Genomic DNA, 16,526 nt, shown 5'->3' on the forward strand with positions numbered 1-16,526 from the left:
GCGGGCGCCGCGGCGGGGCCGTCCTCCGGCCCGCCGCGGCGCCCGTGGTGTCCGCCCGTGACGGCGTCACCCGACTCGCCGCGGCGCCCGTGCTGTCCGCCCGTGACGGCGTCACCCGACCCGCCGCAGCGCGCGCTCGCGGCGGGCGGCCACGCTCGCGCCCGACTCGCCGCGCGCCATCCGGCGCAGCACGCCCGGCGCGAGCAGCAGGCCCAGCACCGCCCAGGCGGCCAGCACGGCGGCGGTCCCCAGCGGCCGCCACGAGCCGCCGATCTCGACCGCGGCCGCCGCGTCCGGCAGCAGCGCGGAACGCATGCCCAGCCCCATCCAGTAGACCGGGAAGACCTGCGCGAGCGCCTGCAACCACCCCGGCAGCACGGTGACCGGATAGAAGACCCCGGAGATCCCGATCACCGCCAGGAACGGCAACTGGATCAGCCCTTGCGCGCGGGCACTGGTGAACACCGAGCCCAGCACCGCCCCCACCGGCAACGTGGCCACCAGCCCCAGCACCAGCACCCAGGCCAGGACCGGCCACGACCCCGGCCCGACCGCCAATCCGTCACCGGCGATCAGCAGGGCGGGCACCAGGAAGATCACCAGGTCGGCGAGCAGCCCGCCGGCGACCGCGATCACCTTGCCGATCAGGTAGGCGGGCATCCCGTGCGGGGTGGCCTTGGCCCGCAGCAGGGTGCCGTCCTCGCGGTCGGCGGTGAGCTGCTGGGCCATGCTGATCAGGCCGGTGGCGGCGTTCATGCCGAGGATGCCCGGCAGCGCCAGGACGCCCAGCGGGACGCCGCCGAACGACCGGTCCCGCAGGAAGAACAGGGCGGCCACCATCAGCGCCGGCCACAGGAAGTGCGACAGCAGCTCGGCCCCGTTGGTGAACGACTGCCGCAGCTCGATCAGGCCACGGGTCCAGCCCGCGCGCAGCGCCGTCGCGTTCATCGGCCCGCTCCTTCCGCCTGCCGCACCAGCGCCAGGTACGACTGCTCCAGCGAGGCCCGCCGGATCTCCAGCTCCCGGATCCCGGTGCCGTGCCGGGCGAACAGCTCCCTGGCGAACGCGGTCGAGTCGGCGGTCCGCGCGACGTGCCGCTGCCCGTCGTGCAGCCAGCGCACCTCGTCCTCGCCCGCGATGCGGCGGGCCAGCTCGGCGGCCGTCCCCTCGGCGACGATCCGGCCGCCGTCCAGGACGAGGATGCGGTCGGCCAGCCTCTCGGCCTCGTCCAGGTCGTGCGTGGTGAGCAGGACGGTGGTCGCGCCGCCCTCCACCAGGCCGCGGACCAGCCCGTGGAACTCGTGCCTGGCCCGCGGGTCGAACCCGGTCGTCGGCTCGTCGAGGAACAGCACCTCGGGCCGCCCGACCAGCCCGATGGCCACGTCCAGCCGGCGCCGCTGGCCGCCCGACAGGGTCCTGACCTTCTTGCCCGCCTGCGCGGTCAGGCCGACGGCGGCGATCAGCTCGTCGGCGTCCCACGGCCGCCGGACGCCGGGCGTGGAGTGCGCGGCGTAGTAGGTGCCGAGGTGGGCCAGCAGCTCGCGGACCCGCCACTTGCCGTGGTCGCGCCACGACTGCAGCACGATCCCGAGCCGGGCCCGCCACCGCTCGTCGCCGTGCGCGGGATCGGTGCCCAGCACCGCGACCCGGCCCTCGGAGCGCAGGCGGAAGCCCTCCAGGATCTCGATCGTGGTGGTCTTGCCCGCCCCGTTGGGGCCCAGCAGGGCCAGCACCTCGCCGTGGCGGGCCTGGAAGGTGACGTCGTGCAGGACGTCGGTGTCGCCGTAGCGCATGCGCAGGCCGGCGACGTCGAGCGCCGTCCCGCCGTCGTCCGTGGTCGTGGTCATGGGGGTCCTTTCTGTCGAAGGAGGCACGCGCGCGTGCCCGCACGGCCGGCGGGCCCGGCGCGGGGTGTGGAGGGGGATCGGCCGGTGCCGGTGCATGAGGGCATGGCGCTGCCCCGGCATGGCGCGGCGCGGGCCGTCGCGCGGCCGTGGTGTGACGAGGGTGGGGCGAGAGAGGCGCCGGGTTTGCCCGGCTCTGCGGGGGAGGGGTTACCAGGTCTCGGTGGCGAGGGTGGCGCGGGCGCGGGTGTGCAGCTCGGTGCGGTCCAGGCCGGCCAGCGCGAGGGCGCGCGGGACCGTGCCCACCTCGGCTTCCAGGACGCCCATCAGCAGGTGGGCCGGGCGCAGGTCCCTCTTGCCGGTGGCGGCGGCGAAGGCGCGGTCGAGCGCGAGCCGGGCCGAGGCGCCGAGCTTGAGGCTGCGCTTGGGGTCGGGCGTGGGGCGCGGGAGGTCGTAGGCGGCGGGGGAGACGCCGACGGTGCTCAGGCTGTGCTCGAACTCCCGGTCCAGGGCCCGCCGGACGGCCTCGGGGCCGAGGCCCGCCGCGGCCAGGACGCGGTGCGCGGCGGTGCCCTCGTGGGCGGCGATCCCCATCAGCAGGTGGTGGGCCTCGACGGCGGACGAGCCGTCGTCCCGCGCCTCGGCCATGCCGCGCACGATGATCGCGTTGATGTAATGGTCGATCGCGCTCACTGTCGTCTCCTGAACGTCGTCTTCTCAACGTCGTCTTCTCAACGCCGTCGCCGCAGGGCCACGCCGGCCGCGGTCAGGCGCGGGGCGTGCTTCTTGTGGACCGCCTGGCGGGTGACGCCGAGCGCCTCGGCGACGTCGGGCCAGCTCCAGCCCGCGCGCATGGCCTGCTCGACGGCGGCGTCCTCCAGCCGGTCGGCCAGGCGCCGCAGGGCGGCGACCGCGGCCAGCGCGTCGGCGGGGTCCTGGGGAACGATGGGGTCTTCTGCCGGCATGCGAGCAACCGTAGTTGACTGTTCCGGTGATAGTCAACCGGAGTTGCTTAAACCGGGGTCACGTCCCGTAGGCGCGCGTCAGGGCCCCGTCGTGGGCGATGACGGCGGCGGCCCCCGCCTTGGCGATGGGCGGCACCGCGGTGGCGAACTGGTGGGTCTCGACCAGGCGCAGCGTGCGGCGCAGCACCGTGGAGCCGACCGACCAGCGCGCCGCGTCGGGCACCGGGATGTAGTCGTCCTCGGCCGTCTTGGTGGTCGTGGTCGTGGTCCGCGACAGGGAGTATTGGATCAGCGCCCCGCCGTCGGCGGTGCGCAGCGCGTAGACCGGGAAGTTGTCGGCGCTGAAGATGGAGTCGTAGCTGAAGCCGTCGGCCTTCGCCTTCTCCCGCAGCTCGGCGATCTGCTCGGCCACCTCGGTCGTGTAGGGCCCCGCCGCGACCAGCCCGGCCGTCACGCCCGACGACCCGGTCTCGGCCACGCTGGCGTGCACCGGCTGCATGAACTGGGGGCTGATCGTCACGCTCTTGTCGTCGGCGGCCAGCGCCGTGGCGTAGCCCTCGGCGTCGAGGGCGATCTCCGGCATCTTCTGCCCGGGCAGGAGCTGCGCCACCGAGCTGAGCCGCCACAGGTCGGACTTGGTGAACGTCAGCAGCGTCGGCTGCCCGTCGCGCGTCACCAGCGCGCTGAACCAGGGCGCCGGCTCCTGCGGGCCGAACCTGGGCACGTAGAAGGTGGGCGTGCCCCACCGGTAGCGGGGCGGCGCGTAGCCGGTGGACAGATAGGCGGCCGCGACCAGCGACGACTGCCCGCCGGTCGTCAGGCCCTCGATCGCCAGGCGCAGGCGCCCCTCCTGCAGCCTGCTCCGCGCGCGCAGCCGGTCGTCGGCGAGCGTGACGCCGGTGAACACCTCGGCCGCCTCGGCCCTGGTGATCGCCACGAGGCTGGGCGACGGCGTGGCCGTGGGGGTGGGCGTGGCCGTCGTCGCCGCGGCCGGCCGGGTGGTGGCGGGCGGTGCGGCATCGCCGGTGCAGGCGGTCGCCCCGGCCAGCATGCCGGCGGCGAGCGCCAGGAGCCACCGCCGCCCGTATGCACGCACCTCGCCATGTTATTCGGGCCCGCGAGGGTCGCGTACCCTAGGGAGACGTGGCAGGCATCGATCCGGCAGAAGAGATCAACGAGCTCGCGGGCACGCTCCGCAGCATCCAGGACGTGCTCGACCTCGACGCTATGCGCAAGCAGATCGAGGAGCTGGAACAGCAGGTCGCCGCGCCCGACCTCTGGGACGACCCCGAGCAGGCCCAGAAGGTCACCAGCAAGCTCTCCCACCTCCAGGGCGAGCTCAACCGCGTCGATGGCGTGGCGCGCCGCCTCGACGACCTGAGCGTCCTCTACGAGCTGGCCTCCGAGGAGGGCGACGACGACACGCGCGCCGAGGCCGACAAGGAGCTGGAGACGCTCAAGTCCGACATCGGCGCGCTGGAGGTGCGCACGCTGCTGTCGGGCGAGTACGACGCCCGCGAGGCCCTGGTCACCATCAACGCGCAGGCGGGCGGCGTCGACGCCGCCGACTGGGCCGAGATGCTGCTGCGCATGTACCTGCGGTGGGCCGAGCGCAAGAACTACCCGACCGAGGTCTACGACACCTCCTACGCGGAGGAGGCCGGCATCAAGTCGGCCACGTTCACGATCAAGGCGCCCTACGCGTACGGCACGCTGCGCGGCGAGCACGGCACGCACCGCCTGGTCCGCATCAGCCCGTTCGACAACCAGGGGCGCCGGCAGACCTCGTTCGCCGGGGTCGACATCGTGCCGGTCGTGGAGCAGACCGACCACATCGACATCAACGAGGACGAGATCCGCGTCGACGTCTACCGCTCCAGCGGCCCCGGCGGCCAGGGCGTCAACACCACCGACTCGGCGGTGCGCATCACCCACCTGCCCACCAACATCGTCGTCTCCTGCCAGAACGAGCGCTCCCAGCTGCAGAACCGCGCCACCGCCATGGCGGTCCTGCAGGCCAAGCTGCTGGAGCGCAAGCGCCAGGAGGAGGCGGAGAAGATGTCGGAGCTGCGGGGGGCCACGACCACGTCGTGGGGCACGCAGATCCGCAACTACGTCCTGCACCCTTACCAGATCGTGAAGGACCTGCGCACGGGCACGGAGGCGGGCAACCCGACGGCGGTGCTCGACGGCGACCTCGACGAGTTCATCGAGTCGGAGATCCGCTGGATGCGCCGGCAGGAGTCGGGCGCGGCGGAGTGACGGCCGCGCCGCCGGGGGCCGCCGGAGGCAGGCCCGCGGAGGTCGTCAGAGGCCGCTGAGGTGCTTGAGCGCCAGGCTCGCGAAGAGCAGGACGATCAGCAGGACGGCGATCGCGGCGGGTGGCAGCCCGGCGAAGCCGTGCTGGTGCATCCGCTCGCGGTTGGCGCGGCAGAGGGGGCAGCGGCCCTCGATGACAGGGTGGGCGCACTGCGCGCATACGAGGTGTTCGCAACTCATGGCAGTCCCAAGTCTAGCCGCACAATCGTTTTGTTTCCGTTATGGACGTTCCATGCCAGTCTTCCCCCTAGACTGTCGTCTGGCCAATCGGAACGTCGATCATCGGTAAAGGCGACGGCCGCCGAGTGGCCGGTGGCGGGAAGTGGGCATGTGCCACCCTCGCTTCCGTCCTGACCCCTAGACTGGCATGCCGTGATGCTCTCGTGATCCATTTCGATAATGTCACCAAGGTCTACGCGAACCAGAACCGGCCCGCCCTGGACCACGTATCCGTTGACGTGGACAAGGGTGAGTTCGTGTTCCTCGTCGGCCCCTCGGGGTCAGGCAAGTCCACGTTCCTGCGCCTGGTCCTCAAGGAGGAGCGGCCCAACTCCGGCGCGATCCACGTCGCCGGCAAGGACCTGGCCCGCCTGTCCAACTTCAAGGTGCCGCACCTGCGCCGCCGCATCGGCTGCGTCTTCCAGGACTTCCGGCTGCTGCCCAACAAGAACGTCTACGAGAACGTGGCGTTCGCGCTCGAGGTCATCGGCAAGCCCCGGCGCTTCATCCGCAAGGTGGTGCCCGAGGTGATCGAGCTGGTCGGCCTGGAGGGCAAGGCGCACCGCATGCCCGACGAGCTGTCCGGCGGCGAGCAGCAGCGCGTCGCCATGGCCCGCGCGTTCGTCAATCGGCCGATGATCCTGCTGGCCGACGAGCCCACGGGCAACATCGACCCCGCGACGAGCATCGGCATCATGAAGGTGCTCGACCGCATCAACAGGACTGGCACCACGGTCGTCATGGCCACGCACGACGCGGCCATCGTCGACTCCATGCGCAAGCGTGTCGTGGAGCTGGAGGACGGCAAGATCGTCCGTGACCAGTCGCGTGGCGTTTACGGCCAGGCGTACTGACAGGGAGCTGCAGACATAACATGCGGGCGAACTTCATCTTCTCCGAGGTCTGGATCGGCCTCCGTCGCAACCTGACCATGACGATCGCGGTGGTCATCACCGTTGCCGTCGGTATGGCGATGCTGGGCGTCGGCTTGATGATCAACGCCCAGGTCGGCCTGATCAGAGGTTATTGGGACGACAAAGTCGAGGTCTCGGTCTTCCTGTGCACCAAGGGGTCGGCCGTCGAGGCGTGCAACGGCAAGGCGATCACCCAGACCCAGACCAAGGCACTCGAGGAGCACCTCAAGGGCATCTCGGGTGTCAAGGAGGTCTTCTACGAGAACCAGGCGATGGCCTACCAGAACTTCCAGCAGGCCTTCGCCTCCAACTCGGCCCTGCTGAAAGCCACCAAGGTCGAGGACATGCCGACGTCGTTCCGGGTCAAGGTGGCCAACCCCGACAACTACCAGTCCGTCATCCAGGCCATCCAGGGCCAGCCCGGCGTCTCCCAGGTGACCGACCAGAAGCAGCTCGTCGGCCCCTTCTTCCAGATGCTCGACAAGCTCGCCTACTACGCGCTCTCGGTCGCGATCATCCTGGTGCTGGCGGCGGCGTTGCTCATCGGCAACACCGTCCGGCTGTCGGCGTTCAACCGGCGGCGGGAGACCGGCATCATGCGCCTGGTCGGCGCCTCCAACCTCTACATCCAGCTCCCCTTCATCATGGAGGGCGTGATCGCGGGCCTCATCGGCGGCGTGTTCGCGGCGGTCATCCTCATCGCCACGAAGGTCCTCCTGTTCGAGGAGCTGGCCACCTTCTTCAACGGGGCGCAGCTCGGCTGGGACGCGGTGGCGCAGACGATCACGTTCACCATGATCATCGGTGTGGTGATCTGTGTGCTCGCCTCGTTCGTCACGCTCCGCCGCTACCTCAGAGTGTGACCGGACGCCGGTAAAGTCGAACCATGCCACGTGAGACCGGGCGGAAGGTCATCGCCCAGAACAAACGCGCTCGGCACGATTACCACATCGAGGACACCTTCGAGGCGGGGCTCGTGCTGCAGGGCACCGAGGTGAAGTCGCTCCGCGAGGGCCGCGCCTCGCTCGTCGACGGCTACGCCAGCATCGACGGCGACGAGGCGTGGCTGCTCAACGTGCACATCCCCGAGTACGCGCAGGGCACGTGGACCAACCACGCCGCGCGCCGCAAGCGCAAGCTGCTGCTCCATCGCAAGGAGATCGACAAGCTCGCCGTCAAGACCAAGGAGGGCGGGCTGACGATCGTCCCGCTGTCGCTGTACTTCAAGGACGGCCGGGCCAAGGTCGAGATCGGCCTGGCCCGCGGCAAGAAGGACTGGGACAAGCGGCAGTCGCTGGCGGAGCAGCAGGCCAAGCGGGAGATGGCCCGGGCCCTGCGCTACCGCAGCCGATGAGAGGCGCGCACCGCAAGCGATGAGACGCGCCCGCCGCACCCTTTCCGCGACCGTCACGCTGGCGGTCGCGTCCACCATGCTGACCGGCTGCTTCGAGGAGTCGTCGCCGCACGACGCGGTGCGCGACTTCCTCGTGGGCTGGCAGACCGAGGACTACGACCTGGCCGCCGGCCGCACCGACGGCGACCGGGCGGCCGTGAGCAAGGCGCTGTCGGACGCCAAGCTGGAGCTCGACGCCGCCTCGTTCCGCTTCAAGATCAAGGCTCTCTCGGTCAACGGCGAGGAGTCCAAGGCCGACTTCCGCGCCGAGGTCGACCTGGGCGAGAACAACCCGCTCTGGGAGTACGACGGCGTGCTGCCGCTCCACCTGGTGGACGGCGAGTGGAAGGTGCGCTGGTCGCCGTCCGTGCTGCACCCCCAGCTCAAGGAGGGGGAGCGCTTCGCCGTCGACATCGGCCCCAACCCGCGCCAGCCCGTCGTCGACCGCAACAACGACCCGCTGCAGACCGACACCGTGCTCTACGTCGCCGGCGTCTACCCCGCCCAGCTCGGCGACCGGGCCGAGGAGGTCGTCGCCAAGCTGTCGGAGATCACCGACTACGCCCAGGACCGGCTGCTGAGCCGCATCAGGTCGTCCCCGCCGGACAAGTTCGTGCCGCTGGTGACCTTCGGGCGCTCGCGCTACCAGGCGTTGCAGGCCAAGCTCAACGCCATCACCGGCATCAAGGTCGATCCCCAGGACCAGCCGGTCAACCCCGACGCTCCCCGGCAGATCGTCGGCAGCGTCAGCGCGCTGACCCCCGAGACCGAGCAGAAGCTCGGCGGCCCGCAGCGGGCCGGCGACTCGGTCGGCAAGAGCGGCCTGCAGCAGGCTTACCAGAACTACCTGACCGGCTCCACGGAGACCAAGGTCATCACGCTCGACCTCAAGACCGGCGAGGAGGTCGCCCAGCTCAAGGAGTGGCCCGGCCGGCAGAACGTCTCGGTCAAGACCACCCTCGACCGGGGCATCCAGGCGGCGGCCGAGCAGGCCGTGGCCGACTCCGACACCAGCTCCCTCGTCGTGGTCGACAAGGGCACCGGAGAGATCCGCGCGGTCGCCACCAAGGGCATGCACCAGGAGAAGGACGCGCTGGCCGGCAAGTTCCCCGCGGGCACGGCGTTCTCGATCGTGGCGGCCGACGCGCTGCTCAAGGCCGGGGTGAGCCCCAAGCAGCGGCTCACCTGCCCGGCGGAGCGCACGGTCGGTGGGGCGAGGTTCGTCCAGTCCGGGCAGGCGAGCGCCGGCTCGTCGGGCACCTTCCAGTCGCACTTCGCCAGGGGCTGCGTCACCGCGCTGGCCTCGCTGGCCCGCCGCGTCAAGGCCGAGGACCTGGAGAAGAGCGCCAAGGCGTTCGGGTTGGGGCAGCCGTGGCGGCTGCCGCTGAAGTCGTTCAACGGCTCGTTCCCCGAGCTGTCCGGCGACGCCGACAAGGCCAGGGCCATCGCGGGCCAGAACGTCCAGGTCAGTCCGCTGGGCATGGCGCTGGTCGGCGCGGCGGTGGCCTCGGGCACCTGGCATCCGCCCGTGCTCGTCACCGACCCCAAGTCGCCCGACCCGGCCGCCGAGACCGCGCCGCTCGCCCAGCCCGACCCCGTGCCGGTGGACCCGAAGGTCCGCACGGCGCTGACCGCGATGATGCGGGCCGGAGCGGCCGGCACGGCCGCCCAGGCGGGCCGGGCCAGGGTCCACGGTGTGACGGCGACGGCGGGCAACCAGATGACCTGGTTCGTCGGCTGGCAGGGCGATCTGGCGATCGCGGTGCTGTCGAAGAACTACAACGCCGGGGCCGTCGCGGGGGGCTTCTTCTCCGCCCTCCGCACCTCTTCGTGAAATTGTCGTCACGCCGAGCAACCATCGGCGACCCGCCTGGCGTCTTACTGTATGACTGAGCCCGCTCGGGGGGTTGCGGTCTCAGTCGCCGTGATGGGATCAGGGCTTCATCTCGGGGGAAGCCCTGCCGTCCGGACCGGCTCGACCCTGCCGGTCGGCCCCCGGGGGCGCGTGCTTCAGTGCCACGCCTCCGGGGGTTTCGGCATGTCCGGACGCGCGCGGGAATGGAGTTGGCGTCAGGGGCGTTGTCCCGTGTAGATTCGTGTTGCGCACCTCGTCCGCGGGGTGTGTTGACAACTGCACAGGGGGTGACTGGCTTCGACTTCGGCTTTGCAAGCCAGGTGAAGCGGGCCGAGGACTGCGGACATAACCTCGTTAATCCTGTGACCGCAAACAACAAGTGCCAATTCCAAGCGCACTGTGGTCGGCCAGGATTCCCTGGCCCTCGCTGCCTAAGTAGCGAAACCACTGTCAGCCCGGGAGCGCCTTCGGCCCGGTGTCTGGCATCGTCAGAAGGCTCAACCGATCGACCCGGCCACGGGGGAGATCGGGAAACCAAACAGTGGCTGAGCCCGTCGGCGACTCGCCTGCGTGATCGCCGGGGCTGAGAAAAGCACAGCAGGCTGCGCCCGGAGAAGCCCTGACTTGGGGTTGAAGGACGCGGGTTCGATTCCCGCCACCTCCACTCGTGTGACCATCGACGGCGGTGTCCTCGCGGACACCGCCGTTTTTGCGTTCCGCCCCCGTGGCGGGCGCGCTCAGAACGAGCGCAGCCAGTGGCGGAAGCGCTCCACGGGGCCGTGCGGCTCCGGCGGCGGCAGGGCGCGGCGCAGCTCCTCCTCGGTGGCCGGCCGGGCGTCCAGCGCGGCCTGCCGGAGCAGGGCCCTGCCGGTGCGGAGGCCGCCCTCGACCCGGACGTTCACCTGGCCGCGGCGGATCACGTAGCCGTGCGTGTCCCGCCGGCGGACGTACGTGAGGCCGCCGGCGTCCGGCGCGCACGCGACGGTGTCGAAGCAGACGTCCTCGCCGGCCGCGTACGTGACGTACAGCGTGACCATCACGGTCCGCGCGCCGTTGCCGGTGCGGTCGGCCGGCGCGTAGATCATGCCCGGCGGGGCGCCGGCCGGCTGCCCCCGGTAGCCGGGGATCCGCGCGGCGTAGTAGTCGCCGGTCTGCTCCAGGCCGCTGCCGCCCAGCTCGCGGGCGGTCGCCAGGTGGAGGCCGCGGGCGGCGGCCCGCAGCAGGCCGCGATCGACGGCCGGGGTCCCGATGACCGTCACGTGCCGGCGGCCGGCCCGTACCTGGTAGCCGTGCTGGATCTCGTTGTGCCGGTACACCAGGCCGTCCGGCTCGACCTCGCAGGAGCCCCACGTCAGGAGGGAGTCCTGGGCGTTGCGCTGCCCGCACATCCGCTCGCCCGGGACGAGGCGGTCGTGCGCAGTGATCGTGACGTGCCGGTCGGGCGGGATCGCCTTCGGGTCCGCCGGGAGGAACCCGCCGCTGCCCAGGCCCTTGCCGTAGCCGCGGTCGTCGACCGGCCGGTAGCCGGGGATCGCGACCACGTAAGCGGTCTCCCCGCGGACGCCGGCGGCCGCCAGCCGCGCGGGGAACTCGTCCGGCGACTCGCGGCGCAACAGCACCACCGCGACGCCGGCCAGCGCCACGCTCAGCGCGAGCGCGGTGAGGCCGAACCGCCGGCCGCGCAGCAACATCCCGGCCACCAGCGCGAACGGGACCCCGCCGAGCAGGGCCGCCAGGAGCGGGCTCCGGCTCACCCCGAGCCCGGCGACGTCGGTCGCCGCCCACCCCAGCGCCCAACCGGCGGTGCCGCCGCACAGGACCAGCAGCGCCCACACCACCCGCCGCCCGCCGCCCGCGCCGAGGCGCGAGGCCGTACGGGTGCGCGAGACCACCAGGATCAGGCAGGCCAGGACGAGCGACGCGGCCACCAGCACGACGGCGGCCAGCGCCTCCATCCGGCCGGAGAAGGCCGCCACCAGCAGCGCCTGCCACGCCAGCAGCGGCGCGACCGCGCCCACGGCCCAGACCGCGAGCAACTGGGCCGCGGCGGTCGCCGGCCGCGAGGTTCCCCGTTCGAACACCCCTCCAGAATGCCCGGCCGGCCCCGGGGTCGCGTGTCGGGCCCGAGCCGGCCGGATGGCACGATGTGACGCATATCACACGTGAGAACGTGAACGCGTGGCCGCCGTCCGGGCGAAAGCCGACGAACGACCGCGCGAGGACGGGAGCACCATGTGACCGCTGACGAACCCGGCAGGCTCGACGACGCCGAGGTGATACGGCGCTCGGAACGCGCTCCGGAGGTGTTCGCCGACCTCTTCGACCGGCACGCGCCCGCGCTGCGGCGCTACGTCGCCCGGCGGCTGGGGCCCGCGCTGGCCGACGACATCGTCTCCGACGCCTTCCTGGCCGCCTTCCGGCGCCGCCACCGCTACGACGCGAGCCACCCCGACGCGCGTCCCTGGCTGTACGGCATCGCCGCCCGGCTCATCAGCCGGCACCGGCGGGTGGAGGTCCGCCTCTACCGGGCGCTGGTCCGCAGCGGCGCCGACGAGATCGCCGAGCCGTACACCGAGCGCGTCGACGACCGGATCGCCGCCCAGCAGGCCGGGCTGGCGGGGGCGCTGGCGGAGCTGTCACCCGGCGACCGGGAGGTGCTGTTACTCGTGGCGTGGGCCGACATGTCGTACGACGACGTGGCCCGCGCGCTGGACATCCCCGCCGGAACCGTCGCATCCCGCTTGCACCGGGCCAGGGCGAAGACGCGCCAGGCGCTCGGCGGATCTCACCCGGCGACCACCCGAGAGGAGTCCTTCGATGGATGAGGACCTGCGGCTGCTGCGCGAGTGGCGCGCGGAGATCCCCGAGCCGGGCCAGGAGTGGATCATTCCGCAGCGCCGGCGGATGCTGGCCCGGATCCGGGGACGCGGGCGGGCACTGGGGCGCCGCCTGCTCCTGGTCGGAGCGCTGGGAGCCGCCACCGCACTCGCCGTGGCCACCCTGCGGCCCGAAGCGCCCGCCCCGAGCCCGGCGAGCGCGCCGCCGGTCGCCCGGCTCGACTCCGGCGTGGTGCTCGCCCACGCCGCCGAGGTGGCGGGCAGGCGCAAAGGCGACCGCGTGCCCCTGCCGACGCAGTGGCACTACACCAAAACCCTCGACAAGCAGGCGAACTCGGGCACGGTCACGGCCAGCGAGGCATGGATCCGCTACGACGGCAGGCAGAGCGCCGCCTTCGACGAGGGCGGGAAGATGGTCGTCAGCGACGTCCCCCCGGATCCGGGTGACGACGACCTGTCGCCGCAGCAGTACGACGCCAAGCTGCGCGAGCTGCCGACCGATCCGAAGAAGCTGCTGGCCAAGGTCACCGCCGACCGGCACTGGATCGACTACCCCAAGGAGGAGGGCGTCCCCGAGGCCGCCGAGCCCGACGCCGACCGCGCCTACCGGGTGATCATGCTCTATCTGAGCAGGTACGGCACGATGCCGCCGCGGCTGGAGGCGGCCATGTTCCGCGCCCTGGCGCTCGTTCCCGGCGTCCGCGTCGAGCAGGGCGTGAGCGACGCGGCGGGCCGCAGCGGCCTGGGCGTCTGGATGGAGGGAACCGACACGGTCTTCCGCAACTACTACATCCTCGACCGGGACACCTACCGCTACCTGGGGACGCGGATGGTCTGGCTGCGCGACGAGTTCATCGGCGGCGACAGCGAGCCGGCGTTCCGCAAGGGCGCGGTGTGGAGCACGGCCCTGCTGTCCTCGGCGATCGTCGATCGTCCCGGCCGGCGGGGCTGACGCTCGCCGGCACCCGCCACCGGCGGCCGCGCGCCCGGCTCAGGCGCGGCTACCGCCGCCGGCCGCCCGCCGCTGGCTCGTCCTCGGGGGGAAAGCGGTCGAGGATGACGACCGGGACCGCCTCCTCCTCGAAGCAGGCGCCCTCGACGGCGACGCCGGTGGCGGCCTCGACGAAGGCGAGGGCGGCGGCGCACTTGCCCGTGTGGTCGTCCGGGGCGAGGGTGCCGAGCGTGGCCCGCAGGTCCGCCAGGGCGGCCGGGTCGCCTTCCTCGGTGAGGTGGCCGGCGAAGACGAAGTTCCCGAGGGACGCCCTGACCCGCCCGCCGGCGGCGTAGAGGACGGTGTGGCCGCCCTTGAAGTGCCAGGTCGTCATCCATACGCGCGAGCCCTCGCTGAGCCCGGCCAGGACGTGGTCGGACGGCCGGAGGCCGCTGAGGTTGAGGTAGCCCCGGGCGCCGTCGCCCTCGAAGACGAAGAGCAGGCCGTGCTCGTCGATGCTCGCCTCGACCGGATGCTCCACGACGCGCTGCTCGGGGTCGCGGCCGCCGTTGAGGCGCCACAGGAGGTCGTCCGGGGCCGGTTCCTCGCCGAGCGGCTGGACGACGAGCCAGCACAGGCCGTTCTGCAGCCAGGCGTGGCGCCGCAGGAGGTCGCGGTAGTAGTCGATCATGCGACCATTGTGCGGCGGTTCCCGGCGTCAGCGCCTGTCGGTGGCCGGGAGGGTGACGTACTCGCCGAGGAAGCGGCGGGCCGATGGGCTGTCGAGGCGGTAGTCGTAGTTGGTGCCCTCGCAGGCGTCGTCGGCGCCGCTGATGGACGTGGCCACCAGCAGGTGCGAGCCGGGGCCGCCGAGGAAGTTCGGGCCGCCGGAGTCGCCGAAGCAGGTGCTGCCGTCGCCCTTGGAGGCCAGGGAGAGGTCCAGCCAGCGGCGTGACATCTTCTTGTACGTGATGGACGCCTGCCGCCGGGTGTCGGTGTAGCGGTAGACCTCCTCGTGCGCCTTCCTGCTGGGCGCGAGGGAGCCGTACCCGACGGGGGTGAAGCGCGCCAGCCTGCCCTCGGCCTTGAGGCGGTCGAGCAGGCCCGGGGCCGGGAGCCGGGCGGGTTGGATGCCGGTGACGGGCTTGTCGAAGACGACGACCGCCATGTCATGCAGGTCCGACTTGTCCTTGAAGCGGGGGTCGGGGATGTAGCGGCCGCTGTGGAGGGTGCCGCCGGGCCTGTACTGGTCGGCGAAGGTGACCCGGGCGGTCTTCTGGCCCTTGTCGCCGCAGTGGGCGGCGGTGAGGAAGACCGTCGGGGAGACCAGGGTGCCGGTGCAGTACGTCCAGGTGCCGTCGGAATGCGGCCGGTCCGCGACGAGCGCCCCTACCTCGGGGTGTGCGTTACCGTCGGCCGTGCCGTTGGTGATGGCCGCCGCGGGCGTGGCGTGCACGCTGACCGTCAAAGCGGCAGCAACCACGACAAATGGGACATAACGCATCCACAAAGGGTAGCCAGTGATGGGCTCAAAGTGGTAACGGCGCGACGTTCGCCACGCAAAGAGTGCTAATGATTGCGCTACGTGTGCTTAGGTGGCACTTTGACAACTTCTGTGGCTAGATGGGGTTAGAGAGTGTCAAGGTATGATTGGCGACACTCGGCAGTGGCGCCCGTGACCGGGATCGCGGTCTCCGCGCTGCTGCTCGCGTCCGGGGCGGTGGCGGCGCTGCTGAAGGCCGTGGGGGCCACCACCGCGCCGGCCGGCGCGGCGCTGGTGGTCACGTTGATCTTCGCGGTGTTCCTGACCGTGGTGCTCCGGATCGTCCGGGCCGTGCCGGACCTCAGGCGGGAGGCCGCCGCCACCGCCCGCGCCCGCACCGGCCTGCACGCCGTGCCGCCGGGCGGGGACACGCTGGTGGCGCGGCGGCTGCGGCTGTTCAGGGACGCGGCCGAGGCAGGCAACGACTGCGAGGCCGTGCTGAGCGCCCGCTCCGCGCTGGACGACGGCGAGATGGCCGGCAAGCACCACCTCGACCACGCGCTCATCTGGGCGCTGCCGGTCTTCGGGTTCATCGGCACCGCGCTGACCATGGCCGGGATGGTGACCTCGTTCTCCGGCGCCCTCGACCGCCAGGGCGACCCCGGCGTGCTGATCAGCGCGCTCAAGCAGCACGTGCTTCCCGAGCTGGCCTCCGCGTTCGGGGTCACCCTCATCGCGCTGTTCCTGAGCGTGCTCGCGTTCGGCACGATGGCCGTGGTCGAGCGGGCCGAGCGGGCCGCCGTGGCGGCGGCCGACGAGGTGTTCCTCGCCCACCTCGCGCGCCTGCCGGGCAAGGAGGCGGCGCCCGCCCTGGCCGGGCTCGCCGAGGAGCTGGCCCGCTCCAGGGGCCGTACCGAGGAGCTGGTCAAGGGTCTGGACGCGCTGCGGACCGCGGTCGAGCGGCTGGCCGACGCCGAGAGCGGGCCCCGGCGGTACACCCTGGTGAGGGAGCCGTGAGGAAGCAGGCCGCCAGGCCGTTCGCGCCGCCGCTGGACCTGCGCTTCATCGACCTGTTCATGGCCATCGTGCTGGCGCTGTCGTTCGTGGCGATCATGCTGACCGTGGTGGCCCGGATGTTGCCCGCCGAGCCTCCCGCCGCTCCGGCGCCCGCCCGGCAGGACACGGCCCGGCAGGACACGGCCCAGCGGGACACCGCCCAGAGAGCCGACCGGCAGCGGACCGTCGCCCAGCTCCAGCGGCGGCTCGACGCCGCCGTGCGGGCCCGGCGAGAGGCCGAGGCCGAGCTGCGTGTGCTGGAGGCGGACGCCGCCGGCCGGACGGCGTTCGCGCTGCCGTGGTGGCTGGTCGGGCTCTGCGCGCTGCTGGGGGTGCTGGCCGTGCTCGTGAGCTGGCGGATCCGGCTCTGGCGGGACGGCGGCCTGCCGCGGCTGCGGAGCTGGCTGCTGGTGACGGCGGTGGTGGCGGCGGTCACGGTGGCGATCCGGTCGCTCGGCGACGGGGACGGCGACCTGCTGCTCGCCGAGATCCCCTGGTGGGCGGCCGACGCGCTGTGCCTGGGGCTGCTGCTGGTGGCGTACGTGCTGGTCACCGACATCCGGGCGGGGCGGGCCCGGCTGGCGGAGATCCGGGCGGAGGGGGCTTCCTGGCGTGCGGGCGAGCCGCGCCCCCGCCGCGTCCGCCGCGACAGGAGCCCGCTCGACCTGTGAGGAGCCGCGGTCCCACACGGCGGCGGTCCCGCTCGATCG

At 72.2% G+C, this 16,526-nt stretch carries 18 protein-coding genes and 1 other RNA gene; 10 read left to right on the top strand and 9 right to left on the bottom strand.

The genetic code is table 11. From position 1 onward, the window contains the following. Positions 1-111 precede the first annotated feature (111 nt). The 5 genes from AB0H75_RS02140 to AB0H75_RS02160 form a co-directional block, all read right to left on the bottom strand. Positions 112-948, bottom strand: a complete 837-nt coding sequence (locus AB0H75_RS02140; RefSeq protein WP_367788386.1) for an ABC transporter permease — start codon at positions 946-948, stop codon at positions 112-114. Then, positions 945-1,847 carry an ABC transporter ATP-binding protein gene (locus AB0H75_RS02145; RefSeq protein WP_367788388.1) on the bottom strand — a complete coding sequence of 301 codons (903 nt, stop codon included), beginning with the start codon at positions 1,845-1,847 and terminating at the stop codon, positions 945-947. Before AB0H75_RS02145 ends, AB0H75_RS02140 begins: the two co-directional genes overlap by 4 nt. Positions 1,848-2,054: 207 nt before the next feature. Continuing rightward, positions 2,055-2,537 carry a Clp protease N-terminal domain-containing protein gene (locus AB0H75_RS02150; protein WP_367788390.1) on the bottom strand — a complete coding sequence of 161 codons (483 nt, stop codon included), beginning with the start codon at positions 2,535-2,537 and terminating at the stop codon, positions 2,055-2,057. A 38-nt stretch (positions 2,538-2,575) separates the two neighbouring features. Continuing rightward, positions 2,576-2,809: a hypothetical protein gene (locus AB0H75_RS02155; protein WP_367788392.1), complete on the bottom strand. Its 234-nt coding sequence runs from the start codon at positions 2,807-2,809 to the stop codon at positions 2,576-2,578. A 58-nt stretch (positions 2,810-2,867) separates the two neighbouring features. Next, entirely contained in the window at positions 2,868-3,905 is a 1,038-nt protein-coding gene (locus AB0H75_RS02160) for a hypothetical protein (protein WP_367788394.1), read from the bottom strand. A gap of 47 nt (positions 3,906-3,952) precedes the next feature. On the opposite strand from AB0H75_RS02160, the gene prfB reads away from it, so the two are divergent. Continuing rightward, positions 3,953-5,071 carry a peptide chain release factor 2 gene (gene prfB, locus AB0H75_RS02165; RefSeq protein ID WP_367788396.1) on the top strand — a complete coding sequence of 373 codons (1,119 nt, stop codon included), beginning with the start codon at positions 3,953-3,955 and terminating at the stop codon, positions 5,069-5,071. A 45-nt stretch (positions 5,072-5,116) separates the two neighbouring features. Here the strand turns inward: prfB and AB0H75_RS02170 are convergent, their stop codons facing one another. Then, positions 5,117-5,308, bottom strand: a complete 192-nt coding sequence (locus tag AB0H75_RS02170; RefSeq protein ID WP_367788398.1) for a hypothetical protein — start codon at positions 5,306-5,308, stop codon at positions 5,117-5,119. Positions 5,309-5,511: 203 nt separating this feature from the next. On the opposite strand from AB0H75_RS02170, the gene ftsE reads away from it, so the two are divergent. The 5 genes from ftsE (at position 5,512) to ssrA (ending at position 10,176) form a co-directional block, all read left to right on the top strand. Continuing rightward, positions 5,512-6,201: a cell division ATP-binding protein FtsE gene (gene ftsE, locus AB0H75_RS02175; protein WP_020541427.1), complete on the top strand. Its 690-nt coding sequence runs from the start codon at positions 5,512-5,514 to the stop codon at positions 6,199-6,201. Positions 6,202-6,221: 20 nt separating this feature from the next. Further along, positions 6,222-7,124 (top strand): permease-like cell division protein FtsX, encoded by a 903-nt coding sequence (ftsX, locus tag AB0H75_RS02180; protein WP_367788400.1) that lies wholly within the window; start codon positions 6,222-6,224, stop codon positions 7,122-7,124. A 23-nt stretch (positions 7,125-7,147) separates the two neighbouring features. Next, entirely contained in the window at positions 7,148-7,615 is a 468-nt protein-coding gene (gene smpB / locus AB0H75_RS02185; RefSeq protein ID WP_367788402.1) for an SsrA-binding protein SmpB, read from the top strand. 19 nt (positions 7,616-7,634) lie between these two features. After that, positions 7,635-9,488 (top strand): penicillin-binding transpeptidase domain-containing protein, encoded by a 1,854-nt coding sequence (locus AB0H75_RS02190; protein ID WP_367788404.1) that lies wholly within the window; start codon positions 7,635-7,637, stop codon positions 9,486-9,488. A 304-nt stretch (positions 9,489-9,792) separates the two neighbouring features. Further along, positions 9,793-10,176, top strand: a transfer-messenger RNA (tmRNA) gene (gene ssrA / locus AB0H75_RS02195). 70 nt (positions 10,177-10,246) lie between these two features. On the opposite strand, the gene AB0H75_RS02200 is transcribed toward ssrA, so the two are convergent. Then, positions 10,247-11,590: a hypothetical protein gene (locus AB0H75_RS02200; protein ID WP_367788406.1), complete on the bottom strand. Its 1,344-nt coding sequence runs from the start codon at positions 11,588-11,590 to the stop codon at positions 10,247-10,249. A 153-nt stretch (positions 11,591-11,743) separates the two neighbouring features. Between AB0H75_RS02200 and AB0H75_RS02205 the strand changes: the two genes are divergently transcribed. Continuing rightward, complete coding sequence (locus AB0H75_RS02205; protein WP_367788408.1) at positions 11,744-12,334, top strand: RNA polymerase sigma factor; 591 nt, start codon at positions 11,744-11,746, stop codon at positions 12,332-12,334. Next, on the top strand, positions 12,327-13,298 hold the full coding sequence (locus AB0H75_RS02210; RefSeq protein WP_367788410.1) for a CU044_5270 family protein: 972 nt from the start codon (positions 12,327-12,329) through the stop codon (positions 13,296-13,298). The genes AB0H75_RS02205 and AB0H75_RS02210 overlap by 8 nt, the downstream gene beginning before the upstream one ends. Positions 13,299-13,347: 49 nt before the next feature. On the opposite strand, the gene AB0H75_RS02215 is transcribed toward AB0H75_RS02210, so the two are convergent. Then, positions 13,348-13,968: a hypothetical protein gene (locus tag AB0H75_RS02215; RefSeq protein ID WP_367788412.1), complete on the bottom strand. Its 621-nt coding sequence runs from the start codon at positions 13,966-13,968 to the stop codon at positions 13,348-13,350. A gap of 27 nt (positions 13,969-13,995) precedes the next feature. Next, positions 13,996-14,781, bottom strand: coding sequence for a trypsin-like serine protease (locus AB0H75_RS02220; protein ID WP_367788414.1), 786 nt, complete (start codon positions 14,779-14,781; stop codon positions 13,996-13,998). A gap of 171 nt (positions 14,782-14,952) precedes the next feature. On the opposite strand from AB0H75_RS02220, the gene AB0H75_RS02225 reads away from it, so the two are divergent. Together AB0H75_RS02225 and AB0H75_RS02230 are read left to right on the top strand one after the other, a co-directional pair. Next, a complete protein-coding gene (locus AB0H75_RS02225) occupies positions 14,953-15,777 on the top strand; it encodes a hypothetical protein (RefSeq protein ID WP_367788416.1) in 825 nt (274 codons plus the stop codon). Further along, positions 15,774-16,487 (top strand): hypothetical protein, encoded by a 714-nt coding sequence (locus AB0H75_RS02230; protein ID WP_367788418.1) that lies wholly within the window; start codon positions 15,774-15,776, stop codon positions 16,485-16,487. Before AB0H75_RS02225 ends, AB0H75_RS02230 begins: the two co-directional genes overlap by 4 nt. Positions 16,488-16,526: the final 39 nt, after the last annotated feature.

It is taken from the genome of Nonomuraea sp. NPDC050783 (assembly GCF_040802095.1).
In the GTDB taxonomy this organism is placed as follows: domain Bacteria; phylum Actinomycetota; class Actinomycetes; order Streptosporangiales; family Streptosporangiaceae; genus Nonomuraea.

Excerpts from the sequence above, each read along its gene's own strand:
- smpB (WP_367788402.1), top strand. The coding sequence starts at position 7,148 with ATGCCACGTGAGACCGGGCGGAAGGTCATCGCCCAGAACAAACGCGCT.
- AB0H75_RS02190 (WP_367788404.1), top strand. The coding sequence starts at position 7,635 with ATGAGACGCGCCCGCCGCACCCTTTCCGCGACCGTCACGCTGGCGGTC.
- AB0H75_RS02220 (WP_367788414.1), bottom strand. The coding sequence starts at position 14,781 with ATGCGTTATGTCCCATTTGTCGTGGTTGCTGCCGCTTTGACGGTCAGC.
- AB0H75_RS02155 (WP_367788392.1), bottom strand. The coding sequence starts at position 2,809 with ATGCCGGCAGAAGACCCCATCGTTCCCCAGGACCCCGCCGACGCGCTG.
- AB0H75_RS02215 (WP_367788412.1), bottom strand. The coding sequence starts at position 13,968 with ATGATCGACTACTACCGCGACCTCCTGCGGCGCCACGCCTGGCTGCAG.
- ftsX (WP_367788400.1), top strand. The coding sequence starts at position 6,222 with ATGCGGGCGAACTTCATCTTCTCCGAGGTCTGGATCGGCCTCCGTCGC.
- AB0H75_RS02210 (WP_367788410.1), top strand. The coding sequence starts at position 12,327 with ATGGATGAGGACCTGCGGCTGCTGCGCGAGTGGCGCGCGGAGATCCCC.
- AB0H75_RS02140 (WP_367788386.1), bottom strand. The coding sequence starts at position 948 with ATGAACGCGACGGCGCTGCGCGCGGGCTGGACCCGTGGCCTGATCGAG.
- AB0H75_RS02145 (WP_367788388.1), bottom strand. The coding sequence starts at position 1,847 with ATGACCACGACCACGGACGACGGCGGGACGGCGCTCGACGTCGCCGGC.
- AB0H75_RS02170 (WP_367788398.1), bottom strand. The coding sequence starts at position 5,308 with ATGAGTTGCGAACACCTCGTATGCGCGCAGTGCGCCCACCCTGTCATC.